The sequence below is a fragment of the Oceanispirochaeta sp. genome (assembly GCF_027859075.1).
Classification (GTDB): Bacteria; Spirochaetota; Spirochaetia; order DSM-2461; family DSM-2461; genus Oceanispirochaeta.
Genome location: NZ_JAQIBL010000035.1, coordinates 1 through 8,362 on the forward strand (window position 1 = coordinate 1; position 8,362 = coordinate 8,362).

At 50.2% G+C, this 8,362-nt stretch carries 5 protein-coding genes; 1 reads left to right on the forward strand and 4 read right to left on the reverse strand.

Annotation, left to right across the window (positions count from 1 at the left end; genetic code table 11):
• Together PF479_RS02070 and PF479_RS02075 are read right to left on the reverse strand one after the other, a co-directional pair.
• On the reverse strand, nucleotides 1-365 hold a 365-nt coding region (locus tag PF479_RS02070; RefSeq protein ID WP_298001741.1), incomplete at its 3' end, for a DUF4395 domain-containing protein.
• Between the two features lie 80 nt (nucleotides 366-445).
• Entirely contained in the window at nucleotides 446-1,636 is a 1,191-nt protein-coding gene (locus tag PF479_RS02075) for an NAD(P)/FAD-dependent oxidoreductase (protein ID WP_298001743.1), read from the reverse strand.
• A 159-nt stretch (nucleotides 1,637-1,795) separates the two neighbouring features.
• On the opposite strand from PF479_RS02075, the gene PF479_RS02080 reads away from it, so the two are divergent.
• Complete coding sequence (locus PF479_RS02080; RefSeq protein ID WP_298001744.1) at nucleotides 1,796-7,291, forward strand: carboxyl transferase domain-containing protein; 5,496 nt, start codon at nucleotides 1,796-1,798, stop codon at nucleotides 7,289-7,291.
• An 86-nt stretch (nucleotides 7,292-7,377) separates the two neighbouring features.
• On the opposite strand, the gene PF479_RS02085 is transcribed toward PF479_RS02080, so the two are convergent.
• A complete protein-coding gene (locus PF479_RS02085; RefSeq protein ID WP_298001747.1) occupies nucleotides 7,378-8,082 on the reverse strand; it encodes a FadR/GntR family transcriptional regulator in 705 nt (234 codons plus the stop codon).
• A 7-nt stretch (nucleotides 8,083-8,089) separates the two neighbouring features.
• On the reverse strand, nucleotides 8,090-8,362 hold a 273-nt coding region (locus PF479_RS02090), incomplete at its 5' end, for a DUF1667 domain-containing protein (protein ID WP_298001749.1).

Consider the following 8,362-nt stretch of genomic DNA (forward strand, 5'->3'; position numbering starts at 1 on the left):
CCTTCCAGAAATGAAAAGATTCCCAGCAGAGAAATAATTCCGACTCCCAACTCTCCTGCCCCCAGGAGAACTGAAATCAGGGATGAAGTGGAAAGGAAAAGACCGATCCCCGCGGCAAAGCGTTTAGGTGCAAAGAATATGGGCTTTTCTTTCATCTTGAACAACCGTGCCAGTAGAATTCCTGTGTACGCCAGGAGGCTGTACCGCGGCAGTCCAAGAGCACGGGTTGCAAAATCGATCAGTAGAAATGCCGGAATAAAGGGCTCCTGTGTAACGATAAAGAGCAGAGAAAGGAGGAAGACCTGGCCTCCCACCAGACGAACTACTTTGGAATTAACTTTTTTAGGGATGCTATATGCTTTCATGACTACTAATATAGTAGGTTTACTAGTGATTAACAATACAATATTACTATTATTATATTAAATAATATTTCCCTGTCCTCTTATTCCTTCTGAAGGGCTTTAAAAAGCGCCTCAGGGCTGTCTCCGGTCTTTATTCCTTCATCCAGAATCTTGGATACCCCCTTACCCAAACCTTCCATGAGGGCGGCGATACTCCTTCCCCGGCGGGAAAAAATCCTTAAATACCCGGATGGGTCATCCATAAAAAGTTTTGAATCGTCGGAACTACCCACTTCCTGATAGGACATGGAATAAAGAAACTGTCCAAAGGGTTCACATTTGAGACGGGTGGGAGCATTTTCAAGAGCTTCTTTCTGACCAGCCATATTCAGAGCCGCCAGGTTCCCCTGATATTCAGCCCAGTGCCAGAGACCGGTAGGCCAGCCGGAGGGGGTCTGTACCGCATCACCGGCGGCATAAATCCCCGGCTGGGAGGTCCTGCAGTAGGCATCGACTAGAATACCCGTCTCACCATAAATACCTAACTCCCTGGCCAGGCTCGGATTGCCCCGAATTCCTGTGGACGCAAGGATCATATCCCCGTGAAATTGCTTGGTTTGACATGAAAGAGTATAACCATCGGCTTCTTTAACCACAGCGACAGGAGACTGATCAAAGTGGCAGCGTATCCCCCGGTCCTCTAAAAGAGCCTGAAGTCTTGCGGATAGAGCCTCATCCAGCCAGTGCTGCATCAACCGGGAATCCCGGCCGGTCAGAGTCACATCCAGGCCTATCCTGCGGCACTGTTCTGCCAGCTCGACCCCCTCGACTCCCTGACCCAGAATCACAACTCTCCGGCTTTTCACCAGTTGTTCCCGGATGGCTTCCGTGTCCGAGGCGGTTCTGAGATACCGGAGCCACTGGCTACCGGGTATCGGGATTTGAAAAGGAAGAGCTCCGGTTGCCAGCAGCAGGGATCCCCAGGAAAAGCTCTGTCCATCCGAACAGACGAGGGTTCTGGCCAGGGGATTGATGTTTAGAACCACGGTGGAGACAAGCATGATCCTCTGTTCTTCAAACCAGGATTCCGGATACAGGGTAAAATCATCCCGGGCAAAACCGGTGGCCAGGTGTTTAGTCAGTGCCGTTCTCTTATAGGGAAGCCGGTCTTCTCCATTGATAAGCAGAATGGAGGAGTCACCCAGCCTTTCACGCAGGACCGTAGCGGCGGTCAGGCCAGCTTTGGATGCCCCGATGATAATATAATCGTATGATTTTATGTTCTTATTCATACTCATTGAGTTTAAGAAAAAATGCAAAGGAAAACCAATCCATCCTTCCTAGTATATTGACAAATCTGAATAAAATGTCAAAATAAAGGCAGTATCCTGGAGCCCTGGCTTCAGACACGGACTCTGACAGTCCGGCTTAACCCATACTAAGGATGGAATATGCAGAAGGTTATCCTACAAAAAAATGCCCGGATCGGAATCATCAACAGAGGTGAGGCAGCCCTGCGTTTTATTAGGGCTGTAAAAGAGTACAACAGCCTCCACGGGACAGAGCTGAAGACGGTCTCTTTTTATATAGAGGCTGAAGAAGAGGCTCCCTTTGTTAAATTGGCAGATGATGTTCTTCTCCTGTCAGATTTACCCGATTATCCGGGAAAACAAAAATCCCCCTATCTGGATCATGAACTTATGATTCAGGGATTGAAAGAAAAAAATTGTGCCGCCCTCTGGGTAGGTTGGGGATTTGTGTCGGAAGACGCCCCCTTTATAGAGAAAATAGAAGCCCTGGGATTATCTTTCCTGGGCCCCAGCAGCGAGGCGATGGCCCTTCTGGGAGACAAGATCCAGGCTAAAGATCTGGCAGAGAAGGCAGATGTTCCTATCCTGCCCTGGAGCCGGAGAGCGGTCAAAGACCTGGCGGATGCCGAAGAAATTTCTCTGAAAATCGGATATCCCGTCATAGTCAAGGCTTCCAACGCTGGAGGCGGCCGGGGCATCCGCTTTGTAAGAACACCGGGAGAACTGGCATCCCAGTTCAAATCGGCACGGGAAGAGACTGTCCGGATAACAGGAAATGACATAGTCTTTATCGAAGCCCTGGTTGAAAGGGGCCGCCACCTGGAGGTTCAATGCCTGGCCGACGGCCATGGAATCGTCAACACCTTTGGTGTGAGAGACTGTTCCGTTCAGCGGAAGAATCAGAAGATCATCGAAGAAACACCACCGGTAGGCCTCCCTCAGGAGATGCTCCAGGAGATGGAGAAAGCCGCTCAAAGGCTGATCAAGGCCGCAGACTATGTGGGAGCCGGTACGGTGGAGTACCTCTTCGACCTGAACCGCAATGAGTATTACTTTATGGAAGTCAATACAAGGCTCCAGGTTGAGCACCCCATCACAGAGACCCTCTACAGCGTGGACCTTGTGAAGGGACAGATAGATGTGGCTCGTGGTCTGAAGGTAGATCTTCGGGACCGACAACCCAACGGCGCCGTCGTGGAAGTCAGGCTCAATGCGGAAGATCCCGACAGAGACTTCAGTCCCGCACCGGGGCATGTGAAACTCTTCAGAGCTCCTGCGGGTCCCGGAATCCGGGTGGATTCGGGAATCGAAGAAGGGAGTGAAATACCCTCCGACTTTGACTCCATGGTAGCCAAGATTATTGCTCATGGGCCGACCCGGCCCGAAGCCCTGGCCCGTCTGGAACAAGCCTTGAACTCTCTGAAAATCAATATTCATAACGGAACAACCAACCGGGCCTTTTTGCTGGAACTCCTGAATCATCCCGCAATCAAAAAGGGGGGTGTTCATACCGGTTTTGTAGAAGAACTCCTGGAACAGAGAGTCGCCGGTCACCACGATGAGAAAATCAGAGCAGCCCTTCTGGCTGGAGCTGTAGAACTCTATCTCAAACAGTTCCGTACGGATTACATGAACTTTGAGGAAGAAATTAACCGCATTGGACGGCCCAGAACCCTCTCTGATGCCAAGGGCTATGAAATCAGCCTCTCCAACGGAGGAAACAGCTATAAATTCCAGGTCCGCTGTGTTGCCAACGGTAAATACCACATAGGCTTTGAGGGTGAAGACCTGATCTGTTCCTATAAAAAGGGAAAACAGGAATCCCTCCTGATTTTTCAAAAAAATCGATACAACATCCTGATGGTGAACCGGGCGGATACGCTTCAATGCGAGGTTGACGGCTTTCCCGTCATGCTGGAAAGCGAATCCGGAGGATATGTCAAATCCCCCTCCCCGGCCATTGTTTTGTCCATCCAGGCTAAAATGGGTGACAAGGTTAGAAAAGGGGATGTCCTGGTCGTACTGGAAGCCATGAAGATGGAAATGCTGGTAGAATCCCCGGGAGACGGGATTATCAGTGACATCTGCATTACAGATGGTGCCCAGGTAACCGCCGGTCAGCCTCTTGTACTCCTGGACCTGAAGGATCAGGACGAGGAGATCCCGGTATCAGAATCAGAGCCTGTCACTTTTCTGTCTGTATCCGAATCGGTGGAAAACAAAACGAGCAGAGTTCTGGTAGAACTGGATGCCCTGTTCAGGGGGTATGATTACGGGGCCTCCGCCAAGGGGAATTTTCAGGAGATATTGAACCACCTGAAGGAAAATCCCGCAGAAAAAGAAAAAGTGATCACTGAGATTCTCCGGATCATGTCCAATTTCTGCGCCGTCGAAAAACTCTTTACTCCCATGGAAATCAATTCTGAGAGCTATGCCCGTCCCGTGAGTTATCAGGAGATGCTGACCCATTACTTCCTCCGCCACGAAGACAAGAAAAAAGGGCTCCCCGAAGAATTCATTCAGGATCTGGAAACATGTACCGGATTTTATCATAGGGACGATGCCTCACAGGATGAGAGCAATCGGGCATTGTACAGAATTTTCCAGTCCCATGGACGGTTGAATAAAAAACAGGATGTCCTGAAACGGATATTCTTCTCCCTTCAGGACCTGGAGGTGGCCGCAGAAGATCATGGACAGCTCTCAGATCTGATCAGTAAAATCGTAGAGCTCACCCAGACAAAAGAGCCCTCCACCGCCGACGCCGCTCTCTATGCCCGGTATAAGATCGTCGATGCCCTGACAGTTTCCAGAATGAGAGAGAAACAGAGTCTGGCCATCGAAAGCATGCTCAGTGAACTCACCGAAGACGGTGCATCCCAGACAAAGATATCCGAGGATATGCAGACCATCATCGACTCCTCTGCGGAAATCATGGACAGGCTTTGTGAGCTGGCCCTGAGCGATGACGATAAGGGACGCGCCCTGGGAATGGAGGCTCTGGGACGCCGGATGAACCGGGACAGAGACTTTTTAACCGGAAAACTCCTCAAGTCGAATACATATTGGGGATACTACTGTGAAAGCCGGAATCTGGACCTGGACCTGATTCATAAAAACATAACCACAGTCATCCGGGAATCCGATCTCTGCGACAGCCTGATTAAGGACATTGCCGACCTGGGCCGGGACAGCGGGATCAAAATCAACTGCCTTATCATTTCCGACAAGCCTGCTGATATAGATTATCTGAACACCCCCCCTTGGGAAGCTGATGAAAGAGTCAATGCCTTCCGCATAGGATGGTTCAGTCCCGGTGAAGGTAAATTTTACCGCGCCTATGCGCAATCAGAGGGAGTCTGGCAGGAAAAGAGGCTCTACCGGGGGTTCAACCCCCTGGAATTCCGGGAACTCCGGGTTACCCGCCTTCAGAACTTTGACCATAAGATCCTCTACAAATCGGATACAGTCACCCTTCTGGAGTCCACAGAAAAGAGCAATCCTAAAGACAAGAGGCTCTTTGCCCTGGGCAGCTTTTCAGACCCCAAACCGGAATGGTCTGATTCCTCCATCAGCCGGATGGTCATGTTTGAATCGGTCTTTATGGAATGTGTCTCTGCTATGCGCTCCGTACAGGCCCGGTACAAATTCCGCCTCCAGTGGAACAGGATAATCCTTCATAACCGGTCACTTCAGAACCTGAAGCTGATGCAGATGCAGGAATACGGTCAGAAGGTTCTTCCCATGACCCATGATCTGGGACTGGAAAAAATCGTCGTCTACACCAGACGGAAACGCTGGAGCGAAGATGCCGTCAGAGAACTGGAACTGATCATGTCCAATATGTCCCAGGACCAGTTTACCATGCGTTCCCGCAAACCCCAGTCAACAGCCCTTCTGACCCAGGACCTGTACACCAGTAAAGTGGTCCGGGCGCGCCAGCGGAACATGGTCAACCCCTATGAGTTCATCAAGATGATCACCTACGCCGGACTTCCCCTCTACAAGGGATTTCCCAGGGGTGAATTTGATGAATACGACATCGAAATCAATGGCGATGGTACACAGAAACCCATTTCCGTAAAAGACAGACCCTACGGGTTGAATGAGTCCAATATGGTCTTCGGATTGATACGTCACCCCCATATTGATCAGAAATCGACCCTGGAGAGAGTCATCATTCTCTCTGATCCCACTAAAGACCTGGGATCTCTGGCAGAACCCGAATGCCGGAGGGTGATTGCCGCTCTGGACCTGGCCGAAGAGAAGGATATCCCCGTAGAGTGGCTGCCCATCTCCTCGGGAGCCAAGATCGACATGAAAACAGGAACGGAAAACCTGGACTGGACTGCCTCGACATTGAAGCGGATCATCCGTTTTACTCAGGATGGCGGGGAGATCAATATTATTGTACCCGGTGTCAATGTGGGTGCTCAGTCCTACTGGAACGCCGAAGCCACCATGCTGATGCACACCAGGGGTCTCCTGATCATGACTGATGATGCCTCCATGCTCCTCACAGGAAAAAGGGCTCTCGACTTCTCCGGCTCCGTATCGGGGGAGACAAACCTGGATATCGGAGGAGCCGAAAAAATCATGGGCCCCAACGGACAGTCTCAGATCCGGGCCCGGAGCCTGGCCGACGCCTACGGTATCCTTCTGGACCACTACGCCTACAGCTACAAGGTGGCGGGAGAGTCATTTCCACCGAGGACGGTGACAAGCGACTCAGTAGACCGGGATATTACCCGGGACAAATATAAGGACTTTCTGGATCAGGGATTTACCACCATTGGTGATATCTTCAGCATTGAAAAAAATCCCGAACGGAAGAAGCCCTTTGACATCCGCCAGGTCATGACCTCTGTGATCGACAGAGATGCAGGTCATTTCGAGCGATGGCAGCGCATGAAAGATGCGGATACATCCATTATCTGGGAAACCAGGGTGGGAGGAATCGCCACGGGAATGATCGGAATTGAAAGCCGTCCCCTGAACCGGATGGGTGCCATCCCTCATGACGGCCCAGAAACATGGACAGGGGGAACTCTCTTTCCCCAGTCATCCAGAAAAGTGGCCCGGGGTATCAATGCCTTTTCAGGCCGGATGCCTCTGATGATACTGGCAAACCTATCAGGATTTGACGGGTCACCCGAAAGCCTCCGGAACCTCCAGCTGGAGTACGGGGCCGAAATCGGAAGGGCCATCGTCAACTTCAAGGGTCCCATAGCCTTCCTGGTAGTGGCCCGATACCACGGGGGGGCCTATGTGGTCTTCTCCAAGTCACTGAATCCGAATCTCCGGGTCGCAGCCCTGGAAGGGTCCTTCGCCTCCGTCCTGGGCGGGGCTCCCGCCGCGGCGGTGGTCTTTCCACGGGAAGTACAGAAAGAAACATTCTCTGACTCCCGGATAACCGAATGCGTTGATCGCCTTAATAAGAAGACCTGTTCCCAGAAGGAATATGATGAACTTTACAGCAGGGTATACAATGAAAAACAGACCGCCCTGGGGCAGAAGTTTGACAAGATTCACTCGGTGAACAGAGCTAAAGAAGTCGGGTCCATCGATGATATTATTAAACCGTCACAGATCAGACCCTATCTAATCAAAACCATTGAAAAGGGGATGAAGTCCTGACTTTGAGATGAGTTTTGAATCCCCGGCAGTAAGCTCTGCCGGGGATTTTTTTAGTGCTTATCCGGGGTTTATAAACAAACTGTTGATTATGGTGTTTTCTTTGTCTCAAAGACTTTAAGAATCCGGTCCTGATTGTACATCAGATGGGAAAGCATGGCGTTCTGCGCATCCCAGGAGCGTGTATTTCTGATGGCATCTACAATTTGTCTGTGAGCTTTTATGGTTTTAGCTCCGTTCCTGATTTCCGTCATATCTGCAAACAATGTCAGGGCATCATGAATGACTGGTAGTAGGGCTGGCATCACTATATTCTTACTGCAGCATCCAATTTGAGTATGAAATTTCACATCATTCTGAGTATAGTCTTCGCCGGAAAGAATACTCTCTTCCAATTTGCAGCAAATAGTCTCAAGCAATTCAAGATCTGCTTTATCTGCATTTTGAGCTGCCAACGCGGCGATTCCCGGTTCTACCATGATACGAATCTGCATCAGATCGAGAGCCAGCTTAAATTTGTCCTGTACCAGTGAAAAACCGAGGGGATCATCAGCCACACCCTTTTTCAGAGAAATAAAAGTGCCTGCGCCTCTTCTGATTTCCAGAATATTCCAGGAGACGAGAGAGCGTATGGCTTCTCTGACCGTATTGCGGCTGACTCCAAGCAGTTGAGAAAACTCATATTCATTAGGAATTTTGTCCCCGGGGTTGAAGGCTTTTTTATTTATATACGCAATGATTTCTGATGCTGTTTTTTCCGGCAGCGAAGTCTGTGAACCTGATTCTCGTTCCATATCTTATTTACCGCTCTTGTCGTGAAACCTTTTTTGTGACTATAACATTGCTTCCCAGTCCCAAAATATTATCCATGATAACCATGCCTGGTTCCAGAGGGGCCAGCACCCGTATTGTCTTAATTTCTTTCATGACATCAAAAATACGGTCTTTGGGTACGGGCCGGGAAAGACGCACACTGACCTGCTTCTGATCTCCCTTTTCAACCAATATAGTTGTCGCGATATTCCGCTGGGGATCGATCAGTTCCTGCTCAATATAGGCCCGCCCCCTGTCACA

Coding starts and splice junctions, on each gene's coding strand:
- PF479_RS02080 (WP_298001744.1), top strand. CDS start 1,796: ATGCAGAAGGTTATCCTACAAAAAAATGCCCGGATCGGAATCATCAAC.
- PF479_RS02075 (WP_298001743.1), bottom strand. CDS start 1,636: ATGAATAAGAACATAAAATCATACGATTATATTATCATCGGGGCATCC.
- PF479_RS02085 (WP_298001747.1), bottom strand. CDS start 8,082: ATGGAACGAGAATCAGGTTCACAGACTTCGCTGCCGGAAAAAACAGCA.